Genomic DNA, 20,984 nt, shown 5'->3' with positions numbered 1-20,984 from the left:
CTTCTGTGCAGATTTGCGGTCGGTCCGCGAGCGGTGCAGCACCGATGTGAGGGTCGTGAGATGGCCGCCCGCTTAACTGCCGCTGACGTCCGGTGAATCCACTCGACGCACTTCGACCGTGTTGCCATTTCTGATTTGGGTAATGATCACGGGCACGAGCAGTTGCTGCGGCGAGCCATAGGTCGCCTTGCCGCCATAACCCACCGCTCCATACGATGTGTCCGGCTTCGTTGACGGCAGTGCTCGGGCTACCGCTTTTGGATCAACGCTGTCAGCTTTTTCAATACCGGCCTTGATCGCCATCACGCCGTCCCATACGCCCATCTGCAGGATGTTGAGCGGTTCTTTTAGCGCCAGTTTGGCCTCGGTATCGAGATCTCGTTGCAGTTTGGTCGCCGTTGGGCCGGAGAAGTCGGCGCCTTGGCCCATATAGACGCCTTCAGCGCTCTTGCCGCCCACCTTCACGAGAGTGTCGCTTCCCGTGCCCGCTGGATACAGCTTTACGCCCGCCCAGGCTTGAATCGCCAGTTCCTTCAGTACGCTGCCAGCGTCGCCGGGCGCCGATCCGCCGAGATCAACAGCATCGGGTTTGGCAGCGGCCACTTTTGTCGCAATGGACTGAAATTCCGTCGTGCCGCGCTCATAGAAGCTGGAGCTGACGACACTCACGCCGAGCTTTGCCCACTCCTGCTTGGATTGCGCTTCGGCCTGCTGGCCGGTTGAATCGTTCGGATTGAGCAATGCCACGGTCTTGACGTTCGGATGCTGTTGCTTCACGAGCGAAAAGAGCGGTCCAAAAATCTCATACGGTGTGTTTGAATTGGTGAACGTCAGCGGGAACTTTGGGCCTTTGATTGTCTTGCCCCATGCAGTTGTCAAGAGAACTACGCCCGAACGCTCCGATAGACTCTGCGTCGCCTGCACGGGCGCGGTTCCAAGGCTCTGAACAATGTAATGTACGCCATCTCGGTTGATCATAGCCTGTGCGCTCTGCGCGCCACCAGCGGCAGTGTACAGGTTGTCGTAGGTAGTCAGTTGCACTTTGTAAGACTTGCCGCCAGCACGAATGCCGCCGTTGTCGTTAATGTGCTTTGCGACCTTTTGGCCGACCCAGTCGCAACCGATGCCCCAGTTCGCCGCGGCACCTGACATCGGTGCGCTCACGCCGAACTTGAGCACGTCATCCGCATGTGCTGGAACCACCGCCATTGAGAGTGTGACGCCAAGGAAAAAAGCGCCAAAATCGTTTCGTCGTTGCATTTTCCGTCTCCTAAGATTTTTCTATTTTTCGCTCTGGTTGGCTAAGCGATGGATGCGCCGCTATCAACTGACAAGACTTGTCCCGTCGTCAACCGTGATTCATCCGACGCTAGGTAAAGTGCCATATGCGCGATGTCAATCGGCTCGCAGATGCCAAGAAGATAGCCCTGTGCGAGCCGTGCGGTCACTCCGTCCTCTGCAAGCAGACGCTCGACGCGTGGTGTCCGGGTGATGCCCGGCGCAATTGCGTTGACGCGGATCTTGTGTGGCGCATATTCGACCGCCATTGATCGCGTCAGTGCAGCGACCGCGCCCTTGGCGGCTGTGTAGGCATCCTTGTTCGGCGAACCTATCAGTGCAAGAACGGAAGAGGTGTTAATTACCGATCCTCCCCCGCGCCGCACCAGCTCGGGAATGCCATGGCGACAGCCCAGCCAAGTGCCAAACAAATCGACATTGATGCAACGCCAGAACTCTTCTGCTGAAGCTTCAGTGACTGGCCCGTCATTTACTGCAGATCCGCCCACGTTGTTGTAGAGCACATCCAAACCGCCTAAGGCGGAGACAGTTCCCGCAATCGCTCCTCGGACGCTGTCTTCGCGCGTGACATCTAGCTCGAAAACGATCGCCTCTCCACCCGCGCGATTGACCTCATCGGCAATCCGATGCGCGGCGCTTACATCACGATCGCCTATTGCGACTCCGCATCCTTCTCTCGCGAATAGCAACGCCGCTGCTGCACCGATGCCGCTCCCACCACCCGTTATAAATGCAGTCTTATGAACTAGCCGACCCATCAACGCCTCCTTACCATCTATCGAACTGAGCGCTCAGTCACCTTGCATTTGAGTATAGCAGTGGAACACTTGCTGTCAATGTGAAAGCGCCGCGATTTACATCCGGAAAGACCCCAAGATCGGAGCGCAAGGAAGAACATCTCACCGACTCGTCAGCGCTCGGAGTTGTGCTGCGTCGTCGAAAAATTTTGATTACAGACGTATCGTCTGCCAGACCGTAACTCGCCTTGGCCGCCGCCACGAACATTCGGTAGGCGCACTCGGATGACGTACCGACCTTCGATAACCAGGCGTTCGCACGTGTAGTCGTCGAGCACGTTCAGGGATCGAAACTGCCGAACATAGGCCAGCCCGTCAGAAAGGTGTGGATCGTAGTAAATCAGCGAGCGCGAATCCCTACGGCCCGCCGGGCAACATCCCGCGGTGCGTTCGGTCATCAATCCCTGGCCGGATCGCGCTAGGCCTGTTGGCTGGCTATATTGAGCCAGCAGGTCTTCCAGCGCGGCGTTGTCGAGCCTTAATTGACCAACGACTCGGGTTGGTAGTCGACAAGGTTAGCGGCGCAGTGAATTTCCCACCACCGGCCAACATTACGGTCGACAACGGGCCAGCATTGGCGCCAAGGTGTTGGATGCATGCTGAACGAGCACCGGTTCGCCTCAATGCGCCACGCCGAGCGGCTGATGAAGAATGGCGTACGAGGCCGGCACCGTGCGGCCTCGTAGTCACATGACGCAGGTTCAGATCGCGCGGGCGCGCAATCCAAAGCAGCAGTTCTTAAACCGACACTTGACTGCGGTTCGGACCAAAAACGGGGGTGGATCAAACTTTTCCATCATGTCGATTCAGTACTCAAGCATAGCGCCGACCCGCGCGTCGGCGCTATGCCTGCGAACCGCCTCCTTGCCAATCAAGACTGCTCCATGCCGGTCAACCAACGCGTGCACTGAGTTGCTTGAGTAGCTCGGCACGACGAATTTTTCCCGTTGGAGTCATCGGGAATTCATTTAGTATCACCAGTTCCTCCGGCAATTTGTAATCGGCAACCCGACCTTTTATCATGGCGATGATCGCGTCGAGGGTGATCTGGGCGCCTGGCTTGAGAACTGCGCATAAGCAGTTCCGTTCGCCAAGGCGTGCGTCGGGTACGCCGACAACTGCAAGCTGCAGAAAGGCTTCGTGCTCGTACAGCAGGTCTTCGATCTCGCGCGGAAAATACTTTTTTCCACCTCGATTGATGATCTCTTTTTTGCGCCCAGAAATTCGGATATTGCGGTTCTTATCGACGATCTCTCCAAGGTCGCCAGTTCTGAACCACCCCTCGTCCGTGAAGCTCTCGCTGTTCGCCTGTGCGTTATTCAAATAGCCAAGATGCACCGACGGCCCTTTCGCGCATAGCTCGCCTGTCTGGCCGTCATTGACAAACCGTCCCACGTCGTCGAGTACGCCGAGTTCCATCTCCGCCACGCACCGCCCTACCGTCCCGATCACTTCGAGGGGATCGTCTTCGAGCCGTGTATAAGAATGGAAGCCTGTCTCCAACATGCCGTAGAGTTCGATAAGCCGACCCTGAGGGAAAGCCGAGCCGAAGAGTCTAATCGTTTCTAACGACGCAGATGCACCGCCGGTTACCATCACGCGTAGCGAGGAGCAGTCCGTCGAGCTTAACTCCGGCGCGTTGAGCATTGCGACGATGGCAGCGGGCGCGGTCGGAACGAACGTCACATTCTCCGAAGCGATGCGCTCAAGTGCGGCACGCGCCGAAAAGCGCTCTAGCAATACGGTGCATGCTCCCGCCATAACTGACTGAAGCAACGTCAGATAGCCCCAGTTCAGCGCTACCGGCAAATACGCCAGGAACACGTCGTCCTTAGTAACCCGCATGTCGCGATTCAAAAAAGCTGCAGCACACAGTGTAGTGTTAAAACTATGCAGTACACCCTTCGGATTACCGGTTGTTCCAGATGTAAAGCACATTCGCATGATCTCGTCAGGGTCCATGTACAGCCGATGCTCGTCACGAATCTCAGGCAAGACGGAAAGTGTCTGCGCGAAAGAGACGACGTCGTCGCCTGAAACGGGATCGACGCAAACGGCCAACACAGGGGCAGGCAACCTGCCGCGCACGTCGCGAAACATGTCAATGTAATTGAAGCCCTTGAACTGAAGCGCGCACACGTATGCCTTAGACTCAGAAAAATCGAGAATGTAGCGCAATTCCTCCGCGCGCAGATCGGGACTGATCTTATTCGCAATCGCCCCAATCAGTTCGAGTGCGAAGAACACGACCGGAAACTCGACGCGGTTCGGCACTTGCAGTGTTACGACATCGCCATGACCGATCCCTTGGCGGCGCAGCAGTTCCGCAAACCGCCGCACTTCGGACCACAGCTGCGCGTAAGTCACTGAACGGCGGTCATCTTTGAACGCAATGCGATCGGGCATCTCGTAGACGCGCTTCTCCAGTATCTCGCTAAACGTAACGTCTTTCCACCAACCATTGCGACGATAAAGATCCTGCAAATGCTGCGCTACTTGGCGCTCCGGCTGAACTCTCATGGTCGGCTCCTTTGCTGCAATGACTGGACGGTCTAGCGGACGCCGCGAAGCAGACCGCCGTCAACCTGAATGGCAGCGCCTGTAATGTAGGCGCCGCGCGGCGACACCAGCAATGCCGCGAGACCTGCAATATCGTCGACCGTACCGACTCGCCCGAGGGGAACGTCCAGTAACAAACGGGTGCGCACGCTCTCGTCCGGTTCATCGCCCGCGGCGAAGACCTTGCGCAGGCGCGAGGTGTCGATGTAGCCGGGACAGATTGTGTTGACGTTGATGCCAAACTCTGCGAGTTCTATCGATAAAGTCTTCGCATAGCCGATCACGCCGCCCCAAGTCGCCACCGAAAGCCCGAGGTCGCGGATCGGCTGGATTGCAGAGATGGCAGTTATGTTAAGAATGCTCCCACCGCCCCGCTCTCTCATTGACTCCGCGACCTGCCGGACCATGCGCACCGGGTACATTAGATTTTGCTCGACTGCGCGATGCCACGCTGCATCGTCGAAAGAAAGCAATGGGCCGACCGGCGGCGCACCGTCGTTGTTCACCAGCACATCAATGCCCCCGTGGACAGCGCGAACGGTCGTCGCTACTCTTTCGCAGTCTTCCGCCTTACGGCAATCCGCTGGGATCCATGTCACCTGGTTGCCGGTCATTTCGTGAATTTCGTGGGCCGCGCGCTTGAGGTCTTCCTCACGACGCGCGGTGATCACAACGCTGGCGCCCTCAGCGGCGAGTGTACGCGCGATACCAAGACCGATTCCCTGGCTGCCACCGCCGACGATCGCCACCTTCCCTTTTAGTTGGAGATTCATTGCGTCTCCTCGCCGGCGAGAAAGCGCTCGGCATTAAGATAGAACACACTTTCAAGGACTTCCTGCGCATAGCCTTCCTTCTCCCAATCGGCGCGCAATCGATTGTAGGAGTACAGCGGATAATCGGCACCAAACATCACGCGATTACGCAGACGTCGGCTGATTTCATGCTTAAGGTCGGTGGTAAAGTACTTCGGAGACCATCCGTGCAGCTCGTACCATATGTTGCGCTTATGCATCAAAACTGCGATGGTTTCCGTCTGCCATGGCCAACCAGGGCGTGCCGCGACTATGCGAAGCGACGGAAACTTCGCCGCGACGAAATCGAGATGACGCGGATGGCAATTGTCTAGCAGTATTCCGCCTCCGCCAGGCAGTCCCGCGCCTAGTCCGGTGGTGCCGACGAAGATCAACACTGGCGTTCCGGTCTGCGCACAAAGATCGTAGAACGGAAACCAGATCGGGTCGCTTGCAGGAGCGGACCCCGAACCCGACACCGCGTAACCCACAAAACTCGGGGCTGCCTCGATGCACCGTCGTAATTCCAGCACCCCAGCGTCGCGATCTAACGGGTCAATATGCAGCCAATGCCCGGCGATTACGTCCATGCCTTTGCGCTGGACATCGAACGCATAGTCGTGCAACGCCGAGACTTCTTCGATCGGTAGGTATTTGGTGTAGCCCAAATCTAGGATAACGCGCGCGTCGTTGTCTCGGAAGTGTTGGACCATTTCCGCCTCCGAGTGGTAGACGGGTTCAGAATTCCATGTCTTCTTTTGCTGCGCGAGCTCTTCGGGCGTTCGCAACGGAAAGCCGCGGCGCGTGCCCCAATGCGAGTGCATATCGACGATTTTCATATTTGGTCCACCTATATATGCGACCGCGCTGGAAGCCCCGGTCTCCGAGGGGCAACCACCGCCCCGACCAAAACACCACCAAGACTGCATCTGACTGAGCGCTCAGTATACCCCGCGCGACGCTTTCGTCAATATGTCGCAAAACGGCTCTGCGAAAGGCACTTCATGCCTCGTCCCTGAAGTCGTGCGAAGCCGCGTCTTGGCGTCGGGTTTGGGGTCTGCAAAACAGACACGACACACCGATTAGTGACTAAACGTCACTAATGAAGTGCTTAGCGAAGTATTTTGCTTGTTGGCGCCGACATCGAGAATGGTGCCCAGACCGATCTGATAACACATTGTCATCGTCCTTATACTGGAGAAAACATGTCTTTCCGACTTCAACGCCGCGCTCTACTTAAGAGCGCATCCGGTCTGCTGGCTGCGGCAACATTGGCGCCACTGCAAGCGCGCAGCGCGAGCGCTGCCACGAGTAGGCACCAATCTGCCGCCATTTCGAAGTCCACTGCACGATTCGACTCAATCGACGCATCCCTCCGCACAGCGGTCGAAGACAGCACAGTAGCCGGGGTGGTTGCGATAGGAGCGACGGAGCAAGGGGTTGTCTACTCGGGTCATGCTGGTCATGCAGATGCTGAACGCTTGCGGCCGATAACGGGAGACTCGATCTTCTGGCTCGCCTCGATGACCAAGGCAATCACTGCAACGGCGTGCATGCAGCTTGTCGAGCAGGGAAGGCTCAAGCTCGAACAACCCGCCTCGGATCTGCTGCCGCAACTAAAAACGCCGCAGGTGCTCGAAGGATTCGACACAACGGGTCATCCAATACTGCGGCCAGCGCGGAATGCGATCACGGTCCGTCATCTGCTGACCCATACTTCCGGCTTCACCTACAGCATCTGGAGCGATCGCCTCACCGAGTACGAGAAAGTGACCGGGATGCCAGATATTGGCTACTCGCTAAATGGTGCGTTTGCAGCACCGCTCGAATTCGAACCGGGCGAGCGTTGGCAGTATGGGATTAGCATGGACTGGGTTGGCAAGCTTGTCGAGGCCGTGGCCGACCAGTCACTTGAAGTCTACTTCCGAGAGAACATTTTCGCTCCGCTTGAAATGAACGATACCGGGTTTCTTATCGGCACAGCACAGAAGCGACGGGTCGCGACGTTACACCGTCGTCAAGGTGATGGAAGTCTCAAGCCCGAACCGTTCGAGATGAACCAGCGCCCAGAGTTCTTCATGGGCGGAGGAGGCTTGTTTAGTACGCCGAACAACTACATGACTTTTCTGCGCATGCTTCTTGGAAATGGAACATACCGCGGTGAGCGCCTCCTGCGCTCCGAGACAGTTGCCTCGATGTTCCGCAATCATATTGGTGATCTCGCAGTTGGCGAGATGAAGACAGCGCAACCCGCATGGTCAAATAGCTTCGATCAGTTCCCTGATCAGGCACACAAATGGGGATTGTCCTTTGACATCAACACGGAGGCAGGCCCACATGGTCGTAGCGCCGGAAGTGGCAGTTGGGCGGGCCTGCTAAATACCTACTTCTGGATCGACCCTGTCAAACGCGTAGCGGGGTCCATGTTCTCGCAGGTCCTGCCTTTTTATGATGAACGCGTGGTCAACCTGTATGGTCAGTTCGAGCAAGGCCTTTATTCCGGCTTGCGCCGAGCCTAACTGAAAGTTAGTTAGTGCGGAACTCCTTACCGATCACTTCAACTCTATAAAGGACCGGCATCATGTATGCAGTCACGGGTATCACGGGCAAAGTCGGTGGCGCATTGGCGCGGGCGCTCCTCGCCTGCGGCCAGCAAGTACGGGCAGTCGTTCGAGATGCGGACCGCGCCGCATCGTGGCGAGAGCGAGGTTGTCAAATCGCTATCGCCGACATGGAAGACGAGTCAGCGCTAGCGACTGCTTTCCATGGCGCAACGGGAGTCTTTATTTTGCCACCCTCCGAGTTCGACCCGGCTCCTGGATTTCCAGAGGCCAAGGCCGTAATTGACGCAGTCGCGAGCGCTTTGCGTCTTGCGAAACCGAAAAAGGTTGTATGTCTGTCGACCATTGGCGCACATGCAACTGAGAGCAATTTGCTCACGCAGCGAACGCTCATGGAACAAACGTTGACCCATCTGTCCATCCCAGTAACCTTCTTGCGGCCGGGCTGGTTCCTAGAAAATTCGGCGTGGGACGTCGCAGCGGCTCGTGACGCGGCGAGAATCGCCAGCTTCCTGCAACCGCTAGATCGCGTTGTGCCAATGGTGGCAACGGAAGACGTTGGCTCCCTTGCGGCAAAATTGCTGCAGGAGACGTGGACCGGCGTCCGCGTCGTTGAGATCGAGGGTCCACACCGTGTCAGTCCCAACGATATTGCGGCTGCTTTCTCGCGAGCCTTCGGGCATCCCGTGCAGGCCGAAGTCGTTGAAAGGTCGCAGTGGGAATCTATGTTCCAGTCCCAAGGCATGAGGAATCCGATGCCCCGTATCCGCATGCTCGACGGCTTCAATGAAGGCTGGATCTGCTTTGAAGGATCGCCTGAGAATGTCATCCGCGGTCAGGTCGATCTCGATACCGTTATTAAAAAGCTAGTCGCAGACGCGAGCTGAGCGCTCGAGACGCGCCACTCGTCGAAACAAGGAGAGCTTCTTGGACTACATTACTCTTGGTACAACTGGGCTGCGTATTTCCCGCCTGAGCCTTGGTGCAATGACCTTTGGTGCGGGATCCGGCATCTGGGGCAACATAGCCGGACTGGACCGCGATCAAGCCATCCACCTCACGGCTGTCGCCGCCGAGCAAGGCGTCAATCTTATCGACACAGCGGACGTTTATTCGCAAGGTCTCTCCGAAGAGATCGTCGGGCAAGTAATCAAGGCGCTTAGCTTCGACGAGACGAAAATGCTGGTGGCCACGAAGGTACGGCTTCGTACCGGTCCCAGCCATAATCAGGTCGGCCTTGGTCGCTCCCACATAATCCGATCGGTGGAGACGAGTCTACGGCGTCTCGGACGAGACCATATCGACCTACTCCAGCTACACGATCGGGATGCGCTGGTACCGCTCGACGAAACGCTACGTTCGCTTGATGATCTGGTGACGCAGGGAAAGGTCCGTCACATCGGCGCTTGTAACTTCAGCGCGGCTGATATGGAGCGTGCCTCAGCCTATACAGAGCGCACCGATCGCACACCGATCGTGAGCAACCAAGTCCACTATGCACTAACGAGCCGAGACGTCGAACACGACATCGTTACCGTGGCCGAGTCGCGGTCAATGGGACTGCTAGTGTGGAGTCCGCTCGCGGGTGGCTACTTGAGCGGAAAATATGCAAGCGCCGAGTCATCCGCGGGGCGGCGCAGTAAACTAGAGTTTCCGCCGGTCGACCAGGGTATAGGTCATAGGATTCTAGAGGTGCTTATCGAGGTAGCTGACTCCCTCGAGGCATCGCAGGCGCAGGTCGCGATAGCTTGGCTTCTCGCGAAGCGAGCCGTCGCATCCGTCATAGTCGGTGCCCGCACGCCGGAGCAGCTAGCGCAGAATCTTGACGCGCGTAACATTCAACTCAGTGTCGAACACCTCGCGCGTTTGGACTCGGTTTCAGAAACTCGAATACCATATCCCCACTGGATGCAACGTTACCACGATAAGGATCGATTGATTTAGCGCGCTGCGTCGACGCCGCGGTTGTTAGCCGCTGACATTCAACATCCGCGCCGTCATCGAATTCGATAACAGCATTTCTCACCTGCCTCTAACCCGGGGCATAGCGTTTTCCATCCTCAGGGAAGCGGTGCTTGTATAAGGGTCGTAATTGCAATTTGGGTAACCGGGACCTGAGCCGTGAGGCGCATGGCCTCACGGCGTCCCCAGCCTCGCCGTCTGGCTGAATCATAATGGAAACGTACATCGGGAGCGCTATCAGGCATACAGGCCGGACGCGCGCGAATGGTTGCAATTATTCCTTCAGCCCATCAATAAAGTCGAGAAAGACCTTGGTCTTTGCTGGAATGTGCTCACGCGACGGATAAAAAACGTATAGCGGATAACGCTCGTCTGCCCAATCAGGAAATAGGTTCACTAAAAGCCCTGTTGCAATCAAATGCTCGGCGCCTATAGATAGCATTTGGGCGATGCCCGATCCTGCCAGACAGGCGTCAAGTAATGCGCTCGGATCGTTGACCGTCAGCCGACCGCGTGTCGTTATCACGACGCGCTTCCGGCCCTGATGGAACTCCCAAGGGAAGGGCTTTCCGCCTGCCGGATCGCGGAACTCCAAACATCGATGGTCGGAGTTCTCGAGATCCTCAGGTCTGCTGGGACGCCCTCGCTGCACGAGATACGATGGCGCTGCGAGTGTCATGATAGCCGTATCGAGTACTTTACGCGCTACAAGCGTAGAGTCCTTTGGCTTGCCGAATCTGAGCGCGACGTCGAAGCCTTCTGACACCAGATCACCCAAGCTGTCCCGCGCGATGAATTCAATTTTCAGCTCGGGATGCAGGTCCATGAAACTGTCAAGCCGCGAACCGAGCACAGTTCGATAGCATACGGGATCGAGGTTCACTTTAAGCCGGCCGCGGACCGACATCGACACACCCGAAACTTCCGCCGCCGCTTCTTCGAGTGCAATAAGATGAGGCAACATGCGTTCGTACATGCGGTGCCCCTCCTCCGTGAGAGAGACTGCACGGGTGGTGCGGTGAAATAGCCTCAGCTTGAGCCGATCTTCAAGCCTTGCAATCGCTCTGCTTACCCCCGGCGGAGACATTCCCACAATCTCCGCCGCCCCTTTAAACGTGCCTGCGTCTACGATTGCAGCGAATATGTTAATCGCGCTCGAAAAGCTCTCGAGTTTTGGCTTCATGCCGGGTCCTATGCGCGTTAAGTTTTCCGTCAGCCAACGACTTTACCTCTCGGCACTTCTACATAGCAAGCATCGCAGTCCATGGGTGACTACGCGCTACCTCGAATGTCTCCCCCGTCTTCCGTTTAAGTTGCTCATTACGCCGGCGGCGGTAGCGCGGGTCACGGCCTTGCAAAGTATGAAGCCAAGGCGTCCCTGGCGTTCCGTGCTTACATTGCCTGCCTACAAGTACTTGGCCGGTCGCAGACGTAGCTCGGGCGCTAGCGTGATCGTTAGATTCTGACCGTCTAGTCGCGGCAGCCTGCAAGGATGAGAATTATGCTGACTTCGAGAATGCGTTAATAGCCCCAATGAGAGATCTTCTCGTCGGTGTTCGGGCGGCCGGCTCGACTACTTGACTTCGTCTCTGAGACTCTGATTGGCTCGCTTTCAACGAAGCGAGTCCGTTTGGCTTTACGCCGACCGGCGTCGTATCGGCGTACCAAGCGAATGTCAACAGGCCTCAGACAACTGCTCGCCCAATCAATCCAAGTATCAAGGGGCCAGTACTGAGCGTACTCGGCCGACGTCATCGAAAATCTTGATTACGGAGGTATCGTCCGCGAGACCGTGACCCGCTTCGGCAGCCGACAAGAACATGCGATGCGCGCATTTTGTCAACGGCGCGACGAATTGCGAGCTGTCGGCCATGTCGAGAACCAGGCCTAGATCTTTAACGAAGATGTTCAGCGCAGTCACGGGAGCAAAGTCATTTGCAATCACGTGGGGCATGCGATCTTGGAACGCCCACGAGTTTCCTGCACTGTTCGTGATAACGTCGTACAGGAGCTGAGGCTCGATTCCTTGGCGCTTCGCCAATGCCATTGCCTCGGTTGCAGCTGCGATATGTACGCCACAAAGCAGATTATTGATCAGCTTCACTTTGGAGCCCAATCCGACTTGCTCACCAAACCGGTACACTTTGGCTGCGTAGGCATCAAATACATCCTTACAGGCATCATACGCCGACTGCGGTCCTGAGCCCATGATCGTCAGTTTTCCCGCCGCTGCGCCGACCACCCCTCCCGATACAGGAGCGTCGATCATCGCGATCCCCTGCTCTTCGAGTCGCTTCGCCATTGCCTCGGCGAATGCTGGTGCTACCGTCGAGCTAGCAATCACGACACTGCCTGCCTTGAGCGTTGAAGCCAATCCATCGGTGCCAAAAAGGACCTGCTCCGTCTGAGCAGCGTTTACCACCAAGATAATCACCACATCCGACCGCTGACCGAGATCAGCCAAGCGGTCGCACGCAATGCCTCCAGCTGCCGAAAATTTGGCGCGCACGTCCGCACTCACGTCATAGCCTGTTACTGCGAACCCCGCCCGTATAAGCGAGTTTGCTACGCCTTGCCCCATCGCACCTATTCCCACAACGCCCACTGTCTTCGGCATATCTACTCCGGTTTCTGGTTGTACCAGATTTGACACTACGACGACGTGCGCCGAAAAGCAAGTCTCGCGAGTATTAGATCGTCGTGCCGCATCCGATCCTGTTCTGCACGCAGTCGTGCTGCTCAAGGCCGATCTACTTTTTTGTTGACGGAACGCGACGACGGCTCGTAATATCTGGTTGTACCAGTTAAGACGCACGCAGGATATTCCATGACGAAACCGTTTCGCGTTCTAGCAACGAACCCAATCGATCCATCCGCCTTATCCATCCTCGCGCCAACTTGCGAACTACTTACCGCGCCAAATGATCGGGAGGATACGCTGCGCTCGCTCGTATCCGACGTTGACGCGCTCATCGTCCGCGTGCGTCTTCCGGAGGACATCTTCGATCGCGCTCGGCGTCTGAGAGCCTGTGTGCGCCACGGAGTCGGTCTGGATTTCATACCGGTTGAACGGGCAACCCGCGCAGGAATTCCGGTCGCAAACCTCCCAGACTCAAACACGCAAGCGGTCGCCGAGCATGTCGTTGGTGCGATCTTAGCGATGGCTCGCGGCTTTGACCGGCTCCCCACATCTTGGCGGAAAAACGGCTGGCTCGTGAGGCAGGCGTTTCAGGGCTTCGAGATGCGCGGGCGGACCGTCGGCGTAGTTGGCCTTGGCCGAATTGGCATCAGAGTCGCGGAAGCGCTGCATCATGGCTTTGGGATGCGCGTCATTGGTTGTGACAGCAGCAAGCGCGAAGGGTTGCCGCTGTTCATCGAGCAAACGTCGATCGAGGAAGTGTTCGCTGGCGCAGACGTCATCACGCTTCACGCGCCGCTAGTCGCATCAACAAAACACATGGTTAATGCACGCTTACTAGCTCTGGCAAAGCGGAGCGCACTACTCGTCAATGCAGCGCGCGGCGGGCTGATTGACGATGAAGCGTTGGTTCAAGCCTTGAGTAGCCGTCAGATCGCTGGCGCAGCACTTGATGTATTCGAACCGGAGCCATTGCCCACCGCACACCCCTATTGGTCGCTCGACAACGTCTTATTGACGCCGCACGTCGCCGCTTTCACAACTGAAGGTTTGGAACGAATGAGCACTGGCGCAGCTCGGGCCGTCGTTGACATCCTGCATTCACGCATGCCGGAAAATTTAGTCAATCCCGAAGTGTGGTCGCGCTATCTCGACTCTATCAAAAGCCCTGAGACGCAGAGACGTCTTTAACCCACAACGCATCGTCCGTACTTAGAAGAAAATGAAAATCTTGGATATCGTGGCCTATCCGGTTACCGTTCCAGTTCCTCCTGCATATCAGGTCAGTCTGGGAATCGGGAGGATGGTCAAGCGGGATACCGTAATCGTCAAGGTTATTACAGATGAGGGCATCGTCGGCTGGGGCGAGTCGCACCACGGGCGTGCTCACCTCGCGGTCGCTACGCTCGTCAACACGACACTTAAGCAACTTGTTACCGGTTTCGAGGCAACAGATGTGAATGGCGTCTGGTCGCAAATCTATCGCTATCAGCTTGCGTCACACGGAATGGGTGCGGCTTGTGCGGCGGCTATGAGCGGGATCGACATGGCGCTGTGGGACATCCGTGGCAAGTCGACAGGCTGGCCGCTCTACCGGCTGCTCGGCGGAGCGTCGCGTAGCGTACCGGCCTACGCTGGCGGTATCTGCCTCGGGTTCCAGTCGCCCGGCGCATTAATCGACGAAGTCGCGTCGATCGTTCAACGCGGCTTCCAGGCGGTCAAACTCAGGCTAGGCGACTCCACCACAGACGACATCGCACGAGTCAGCGCCGTGCGCGAGGCATACCCAGACATCGATATCCTGACCGATGTCAACACTGCATACACTCTGCGCGACTTTCGCACTGTTGCGCCGTACCTGGATGCGGCGCGCATAGGTTGGCTCGAGGAACCGTTTCCCGCACACGATTACCGCAGCTATCGTGAAGCGAAGTTGCTGTGCAGCTTTGCACTGGCTGCCGGTGAAAACCATTTCACCCGCTTCGAATTCGCGCAACTCATCGAGGCCGAATCCGTTACTGTACTGCAGCCTGACATCTCAAAGATGGGTGGTATCACCGAGTTACTGAAGGTTGCGGCGATGGCCTCTGCACAAAAGCTTCCTATTCATTGTCATTCCAGTATGGGAATCAACATGGCCGCGACCCTGCACGTTCTCAGCGCTGTTGAAAACGCCGGGTACTTCGAAGCAGATTGCTCACTTTACAACCCGCTGCGCGACGATCTGATCGATTTCTCGTTCGACGTTGACGCAAGTGGCACGATCCGACCGAGCGAGAAGGCTGGCATCGGTATCGAAGTCAACGAGGATTTCATTCAACGCCATGCTGGTTCGAGCGGTCCCGGCTTCGTCTGATGCCGAGAATCGTCTTTCGTTAATCAACCATCCCCAAGGAAAGCAATGTCGACCAATACAATCCGACGCACCTCTGTTTCACACGCCGCAGCTGACCAGAGCGACTTTGAACTCGGCTTGCGCCCCTACTTCGAGTATCGCGACCTCGGATTCAAAGAAGCGTCGAACGGAGGCTACGTCGCACACATTATTCGCGCAGTGCCGGGCAAGCGGGCGGAGCCCGAGTGGCATACGCACGATGCGGCGTTCCAGATGGTGTTTGTACTGCGCGGATGGATCGACTTCGAGTTTGAAGACATCGGCGTAACTCGTCTTACGGCGGGCTCCTCCTGCCTCTTCCCCCCGGGCGTTCGTCACCAAGTTCTCGGAAACAGCGACGACTTCGAGCAACTCGAGGTCGTGTCTCCTGCCGATTTCGCAACTCACGCGGCGGACAAGCCCTAAATCGACCTAGCGCTTGCAGTTAGCGAGTCCGAGCAAGGCGACGCACGCACTTGTACATGAGTATCCGCGTCTTGATCTCTGCTCGGTATCTCAGACAGCGTCGTTTGATGTGACTGGTTTGCGCTTCCGCCCGCTCGCCGATCTTTTTGTTTCCGCGGGCGCCCGTGGATCAACCTTGGTCTTGATGTCAGCGGTCGATCCAAACAACGCACGAAAATACACGTCAACCCCTTTAATATGCTGCCGCAAGATGCTCTCCGCCTTCTCGACATCACGTTCGACTATCGCGGCTAGCAACTTGCGGTGGTCGTTCACTGATTGACGGCAGTGCTCATCCGAAGAAAAGTAGACCTCGCGGCGCTTGCGCGACATAAGGTAAAAAACGTTCACAAATCGCACGAACACGTCGTTTTGAGTCGCCGCGACTATCGCCAGATGAAACTCTGCGTCCAGACTCGCGAGCTTCTCGCCGTCCCCTCGTGCGGCAGCGCAACGTTTAACGATTGCGGACAAGCGCTCGAGATCTTCGTCCGTGCGCCGCTCACACGCAAGACGCACGGCCTGAGTCTCGAGCAAACGTCGCAATTCGACGGCTTGTATGACCTCGTCAGGCGCGAGGGGTGCGTCGGCCTCCGCGAATAGGACCATCGCTTCGATACTCCGCTCTTCCGATCCGGCCCGCAGGTAGATACCCGACTTTGGGCGAGCGTCGATGATTCGCAGCGTATCTAACCGAATTAACGCTTCGCGCAGTGCCCCGCGACTCATGCCAAACATTTCGGACATCTCTCGCTCAGAGGGCAGCTTGTCTCCCGGTTCAAAGCCGCGCTCATGTATGAGTTGCACGAGTTGTCGAACGTTGTCAAGCATGGGATCACCGCTTCTTGGAATACGAAAGTTTTTGAGCCAGCAAAGGCGGCCGCCGTGCCAAAGCGCACAGCTACAAGGATAGCGTGGACATCAAATCTGGTCAAACCAGGCGTACGCTTCAACACCCGCGGGAACTTCGTGGAAAAGCGCAGTGCTTGTAGCCCTCGGAGGGCGGCCGCGATTCAAGAAATTATAGCCAACCGCTATCACGTAAGGAGGCGCGAAGGCCAACTATTTGACGCGCGCCTCCGCTGCGATGTCCGAATTTTCATAATCCGCCTTGCTGAATGGATCAAGCAGCCAGCGTCCGACGAGCGAGGAGAAGTCCGAGCACCCACAAATGCGGCATCTGTCGTGTACATGCCGTGCCATCCGAGGAGCGGTGCGATGAGGCTCGCCGCAGGTCCTGCCAGCATCTTCTCCGCCAATAGTCCCCTATCACGGTCCCTATCGCTCGGCCCCGACGTGACTCCGGCGCAAGACGTGCAGATGACTGGCACGATCAATCGAACTACGCAAGTAAATGTGCCCAGCAAGAAAGCGCAAGCTATGTATGTATCCGGTCCGGTCGCCCGTCACACGACCTGTGCGAACGGGAAAGTACCCGCCGAGACGTCACCGATTTTCGACGTAGTCGCCAAGACGTGCGACAAATAGCAAACCCGAAAGTGGCCAAGTTGGGCTCCCTTTCCTCTGAATCTGGTCGTACCAGTTTACTAAGCGAGACATATGAAATAGACTGAATGGTCTGCCAAGAAGAGCATCGCGTAATGAATAATCAGGCCTATATCTATGCACCGCGTTACATGGAAATCGGCGGTGGCTCAGTGTCGGGAACTGCGGCAATATGCAGACGGCTCGGGGTTACGCGTCCGCTGATCGTGACCGACCCTTTCATGAAAACGTCTCGGCTGATCGACCGACTCACCGTCGGGCTCGACGCAAGCGGCATCGAGTATTCCATATTCTCAGACACGGTTCCGGATCCGACTGATACTGTCGTCGCCCGGGGGGCGAAAGTCCTTATTGAAGGAAATTTTGATTGTTTGATTGCGTTCGGAGGCGGGTCGCCAATGGACACCGCGAAGGCGATGAACATCCTGGCAGCCGCACACCGACTTGATCCTGGGATACATATCCGCGAATTCAAGCTACCGGTGAACGCTGATGCCACGGCTGTCCCCCTTATCGCAGTTCCGACGACGGCTGGGACAGGAAGCGAAGTCACGCGCTTCACAGTCGTAACGGACACCGTGAATAATGAGAAGATGCTCATTTCCGGCCTGGCCGCGCTGCCAGTAGCAGCAATCGTGGACTTCGAACTAACCATGACCGTGCCTCCGCGAGTGACCGCTGACACCGGACTGGATGCCTTCGTGCACGCGCTCGAGGCCTTCGTCTCCCGTCGAGCCAACGCACATTCAGATCTCTTTGCTCGGTCGGGATTGTCGCTTATCGGACATCATCTGCGCAGAGCTTATGCCGAACCGGGAGATCGCCTGGCCCGCGAAGCAATGATGCTTGGCGCGACGCATGCCGGCATAGCTTGTTCGATTGCTCCCGTGGCATTAGTGCATGCCATGGCGAGGCCGATTGGCGCGCATTTCCACGTTTCACACGGCATGTCGAACGCAATGATGTTGCCCGTAGTTACGGAGTACTCGTTACCGAGTGCGCTAGACAAATACGCAGAAGCCTCAAGGATCGCTGGGTTCGCGAGGAGCGAAATGGACGATGAGACAGCGTCGCGCACCTTGGTCGAGATGCTTCAACGCTTGAATCGCGAACTCTCAGTTCCATCGCCACGCAATTACGGAATCTCGCCAACAGAGTGGCAGCGTCTCTTACCATTGATGGCGGACCAGGCTCTCGCATCGAGTAGCCCATACAACAACCCTCGCATCCCTGCCCGTGGCGACATCGTCGCTTTATATCAAGCTAGCTATGGCTAGCTCAATTTCGACTCGTGTGTGATGCTTCCGATTTCCAATCTCGCTTGCAAAAACGCCATGCTTACACGCCGCTTGGACTGGGCTACCAGACACGTTGATTGTCAGGCCAAGGTGCCGCGGTCGACCAAGTTAGTTGGTCGGCTTTGTTCCTCTAGGATTGTCCGACCGGCGCAGATATAAGTCCAGCGCACATGACGGCTTTGCAAGGCTGCCTATGCCAGGATCCCTCATCTCCCGGAAATTGTTGGTCCATGGCGCTCGACAGTGCTCAAAACGCAGAATGACGCTTACAAGTGTCACGGACGCAACAGACGATATTGAGGAAAGTCTCGTGGATGAAAGCGAGGCGTCAATCGCTCCGTCAGTGGCATGAATTGCTGGCGTCGTTCGGGTGACTGGCAAAACGCAGAAGAGCGAAGCCATTTCGTGGCTTCTCTTTTCGCCGACTGCGTATCCCCGAGGCAGTAAGTCCCAATGCAGGGCCCGCCTGTAAAATGAAGAGAATGCCCGTGAGCACCGCACGATCGTCGGGCGCCGGTCGCGCCAACCGCCCCTCTCGAAGGAGTTCGCGTCAGTTTTCATTTCCACCCGTCCCCCCGGAAGCGTGCTCGCACCCGCATGACTCTCGCCGATGACCGTTAGGGAATCGCCCATGGCTCGACGGGCAGTCCAAGAAGACACGCAACGTTGCGGCGTACGCCATCAAAACTCCATTCGCACGAAGTGCAATTCTGCGTGCGATTGGTCTTGTCCGGGAGGTCCTCAGGTGACGTGCAGGACATCACGGTGAACTGCCGTTGCTGTCAAGAAATCGTCGACTTTGCCGCGGTCGGATTCAGACCTAAATAACCGCAAGAATGCCAGTGCGCACAACATGGTCACCCCAGCTGAGCATGCAATGGCGGGCGTGTATGATTGGAACCATTGGAACGAAAAGCCCATGGTTATCGGCGAAACGATTCCCCCAAACAGTCCCACGCAATTCATGATCGAGCAAACGATGCTTGCCCCACGTCGGCCACCAATCTCGGGGGCCATCGCCCACATCGGGCCCAATATCGACATGACAAACGCGTACCCGAGCGACATCGCCGTTACCGAAAGATAGAGATTATTTACGCTAACAGCAACGAATAAGCAGACTGTCCCGAAGAAGAGGCCGCTGAAAATTACTCGACGGGTAGCAGCTTCCGTCGTTTGCCCGGCTTCGACTAGCCGTCGAACGACCCAACCCGCACCAGCGACTGAAACTATTGCGAAAACGTAAGGCTGCGCCGCAAGCAGCCCCATCTTCGACATCGACATCCGGTACGTGTCGGTGAGATAAGTCGGGTACCAAGAGAGGAATAGGAAGTTGACGAGATTCAGTCCAAAACAAGCAAGGGCGCAGGCCCATACCGAAGGTCTCGTCGCAAGCAACTTCAAAAATCCGGCCGGCGTCGCGGATTCAGTTTCAACGACTTTGTCATGAGAGATCCACTCGCGCTCGCTACTAGAGACGCGGGAATCGGCCTTCGGATCGTCGCGCAGATAGAACCAGATGAACGTTCCCAAAGCCGCAGCCATCGCACCGGTCGCGACGAAGGCAGCCTGCCAATGCGCCTTCACAATGATAGCTGATACCAGAGGCGGTGCGACAGCCGATCCGATTACAAGGCCCAAGTTTTGAATGGACGAGACTTGCGAATACTCGATCCTTGGGAACCATTTACTCATCAACAGCGCCAGGGCTGGCCAGCTCACTGCTTCAGCAGCCCCGAACGGAATACGAAAGCCGATCCAGGATGCAAAAGTCGTCGCACTGGTTGTCGCTACAAGCAGAATGCACCAGAGCCACATGAAGTAAAAGAAACATCTTCGTGGCCCGAGGAGGTTTGCCAAAAACGCTGCGGGAACCTGGGCGGCCGCGTATGCGAACGTGAACGCGCTCAGAATGAAACCCATCTGGCTGGGCGTGAATTCCATCTGGGCTCGTATGACCGGTGCAGCCACTGCTAGGTTGGCTCGATCTAGGTAGCTCACCGCTGCAATGAGGAACATCAGGCCCATCACCTTCCATCTGAATTTTGATTCCACGAAGTCTCCTATTTATTTAGTCAGCCCACATAACGTCCGTACATCCCATCATGCCGTCAACCGCCAATCTGCTTGTACCAGATTGTAGAGACAAGTTTTGGCGAAGGTCAACCAGCAAATGCCCGACATACGCCTGATTCGCGCGCCGTCCGATTTTTTGCGCAAGGACAAGATACGGTGCAAGAGCCCAACCCCCTTCCAGTCAGACTTGTCTGGTACAACCAGCATAACGGCATGGTCGTCCCCTCGTGGGAAACAACGCGCGCTTCGGGTTCTCGAAAGGCGGGATCCTGAAGCCAAGCGGTTGACGATACTCAACTATGGGGTTGCCTCTCCGGCGGCTTGCTCAAGGACAGGAAATGTGAACAAGTCACATCGCGTACGCGGCTCCGCATACAGTACGTAACAGACGGGCTGGCTCTGATCTGGCTGCAGCATGCGACTTCTCGCATCCCGCGGTGCTTTCGTCCGACCCGCGCACGCGAAGCTAAAAATGATGACCACAATTCTATTAGGTTGCCTAACGTGTCACGGCCAAATACAGATGTCGGGGTGCGGGCTAAATACAGATGTCGTATCTATCCAAGGTTTTTGCTCTCACACGGTGTTGAAGATGCAGGGTCGAGCGGGCAGGGCGCGGGTGCGTCGACTTCCCCGTTTGCACCGCCGAGCTGTTTTT

At 56.7% G+C, this 20,984-nt stretch carries 16 protein-coding genes; 7 read left to right on the top strand and 9 right to left on the bottom strand.

Features of this window, described 5'->3' with window-relative positions; genetic code table 11:
* Nucleotides 1–72: 72 nt before the first annotated feature.
* From NCS58_RS30170 to NCS58_RS30150, 5 genes are all read right to left on the bottom strand, one after another.
* The gene (locus NCS58_RS30170; protein WP_250478132.1) at nt 73–1,260 is read right to left on the bottom strand and encodes an ABC transporter substrate-binding protein; all 1,188 of its coding nucleotides are present in this window, start codon (nt 1,258–1,260) and stop codon (nt 73–75) included.
* Nucleotides 1,261–1,301: 41 nt separating this feature from the next.
* The gene (locus tag NCS58_RS30165; protein WP_250478131.1) at nt 1,302–2,057 is read right to left on the bottom strand and encodes an SDR family NAD(P)-dependent oxidoreductase; all 756 of its coding nucleotides are present in this window, start codon (nt 2,055–2,057) and stop codon (nt 1,302–1,304) included.
* 930 nt (nt 2,058–2,987) lie between these two features.
* Nucleotides 2,988–4,616: a class I adenylate-forming enzyme family protein gene (locus NCS58_RS30160; RefSeq protein WP_250478130.1), complete on the bottom strand. Its 1,629-nt coding sequence runs from the start codon at nt 4,614–4,616 to the stop codon at nt 2,988–2,990.
* 32 nt (nt 4,617–4,648) lie between these two features.
* Complete coding sequence (locus NCS58_RS30155; protein ID WP_250478129.1) at nt 4,649–5,428, bottom strand: SDR family oxidoreductase; 780 nt, start codon at nt 5,426–5,428, stop codon at nt 4,649–4,651.
* The gene (locus tag NCS58_RS30150; RefSeq protein WP_061121542.1) at nt 5,425–6,285 is read right to left on the bottom strand and encodes an amidohydrolase family protein; all 861 of its coding nucleotides are present in this window, start codon (nt 6,283–6,285) and stop codon (nt 5,425–5,427) included. The genes NCS58_RS30155 and NCS58_RS30150 overlap by 4 nt, the downstream gene beginning before the upstream one ends.
* A 366-nt stretch (nt 6,286–6,651) precedes the next feature.
* Between NCS58_RS30150 and NCS58_RS30145 the strand changes: the two genes are divergently transcribed.
* The 3 genes from NCS58_RS30145 to NCS58_RS30135 all read left to right on the top strand — a co-directional run bounded on the left by NCS58_RS30145 (nt 6,652) and on the right by NCS58_RS30135 (nt 9,951).
* Entirely contained in the window at nt 6,652–7,965 is a 1,314-nt protein-coding gene (locus NCS58_RS30145) for a serine hydrolase (protein WP_061121543.1), read from the top strand.
* A 62-nt stretch (nt 7,966–8,027) separates the two neighbouring features.
* Nucleotides 8,028–8,894, top strand: coding sequence for an NmrA family NAD(P)-binding protein (locus NCS58_RS30140; protein WP_250478128.1), 867 nt, complete (start codon nt 8,028–8,030; stop codon nt 8,892–8,894).
* Between the two features lie 40 nt (nt 8,895–8,934).
* Nucleotides 8,935–9,951 (top strand): aldo/keto reductase, encoded by a 1,017-nt coding sequence (locus NCS58_RS30135; protein ID WP_250478127.1) that lies wholly within the window; start codon nt 8,935–8,937, stop codon nt 9,949–9,951.
* Nucleotides 9,952–10,243: 292 nt separating this feature from the next.
* Here the strand turns inward: NCS58_RS30135 and NCS58_RS30130 are convergent, their stop codons facing one another.
* The gene (locus tag NCS58_RS30130; RefSeq protein ID WP_250478126.1) at nt 10,244–11,152 is read right to left on the bottom strand and encodes a LysR family transcriptional regulator; all 909 of its coding nucleotides are present in this window, start codon (nt 11,150–11,152) and stop codon (nt 10,244–10,246) included.
* A gap of 534 nt (nt 11,153–11,686) precedes the next feature.
* Entirely contained in the window at nt 11,687–12,586 is a 900-nt protein-coding gene (gene ltnD / locus NCS58_RS30125) for an L-threonate dehydrogenase (RefSeq protein ID WP_061121547.1), read from the bottom strand.
* A gap of 210 nt (nt 12,587–12,796) precedes the next feature.
* On the opposite strand from ltnD, the gene NCS58_RS30120 reads away from it, so the two are divergent.
* Genes NCS58_RS30120 through NCS58_RS30110 form a run of 3 tightly spaced genes read left to right on the top strand, consistent with a single transcriptional unit; the run spans nt 12,797 to nt 15,407 of the window.
* Nucleotides 12,797–13,798, top strand: a complete 1,002-nt coding sequence (locus NCS58_RS30120) for a hydroxyacid dehydrogenase (RefSeq protein WP_086961594.1) — start codon at nt 12,797–12,799, stop codon at nt 13,796–13,798.
* Between the two features lie 31 nt (nt 13,799–13,829).
* Nucleotides 13,830–14,963 carry a mandelate racemase/muconate lactonizing enzyme family protein gene (locus NCS58_RS30115; RefSeq protein ID WP_250478125.1) on the top strand — a complete coding sequence of 378 codons (1,134 nt, stop codon included), beginning with the start codon at nt 13,830–13,832 and terminating at the stop codon, nt 14,961–14,963.
* A gap of 45 nt (nt 14,964–15,008) precedes the next feature.
* Nucleotides 15,009–15,407: a cupin domain-containing protein gene (locus tag NCS58_RS30110; RefSeq protein ID WP_250478124.1), complete on the top strand. Its 399-nt coding sequence runs from the start codon at nt 15,009–15,011 to the stop codon at nt 15,405–15,407.
* Between the two features lie 90 nt (nt 15,408–15,497).
* Here NCS58_RS30110 and NCS58_RS30105 read toward each other — a convergent pair whose 3' ends face one another.
* Complete coding sequence (locus NCS58_RS30105; RefSeq protein ID WP_061121551.1) at nt 15,498–16,277, bottom strand: FadR/GntR family transcriptional regulator; 780 nt, start codon at nt 16,275–16,277, stop codon at nt 15,498–15,500.
* Between the two features lie 770 nt (nt 16,278–17,047).
* Between NCS58_RS30105 and NCS58_RS30100 the strand changes: the two genes are divergently transcribed.
* Nucleotides 17,048–18,229: an iron-containing alcohol dehydrogenase gene (locus NCS58_RS30100; protein WP_250478123.1), complete on the top strand. Its 1,182-nt coding sequence runs from the start codon at nt 17,048–17,050 to the stop codon at nt 18,227–18,229.
* 762 nt (nt 18,230–18,991) lie between these two features.
* Here NCS58_RS30100 and NCS58_RS30095 read toward each other — a convergent pair.
* Complete coding sequence (locus NCS58_RS30095) at nt 18,992–20,305, bottom strand: MFS transporter (protein WP_143756440.1); 1,314 nt, start codon at nt 20,303–20,305, stop codon at nt 18,992–18,994.
* Between the last annotated feature and the right edge of the window lie 679 nt (nt 20,306–20,984).

Source organism: Caballeronia sp. INML3B, assembly GCF_023631305.1.
GTDB classification, from domain to species: domain Bacteria; phylum Pseudomonadota; class Gammaproteobacteria; order Burkholderiales; family Burkholderiaceae; genus Caballeronia; species Caballeronia turbans.
This window is presented reverse-complemented; position numbering and strand designations above follow the sequence as displayed.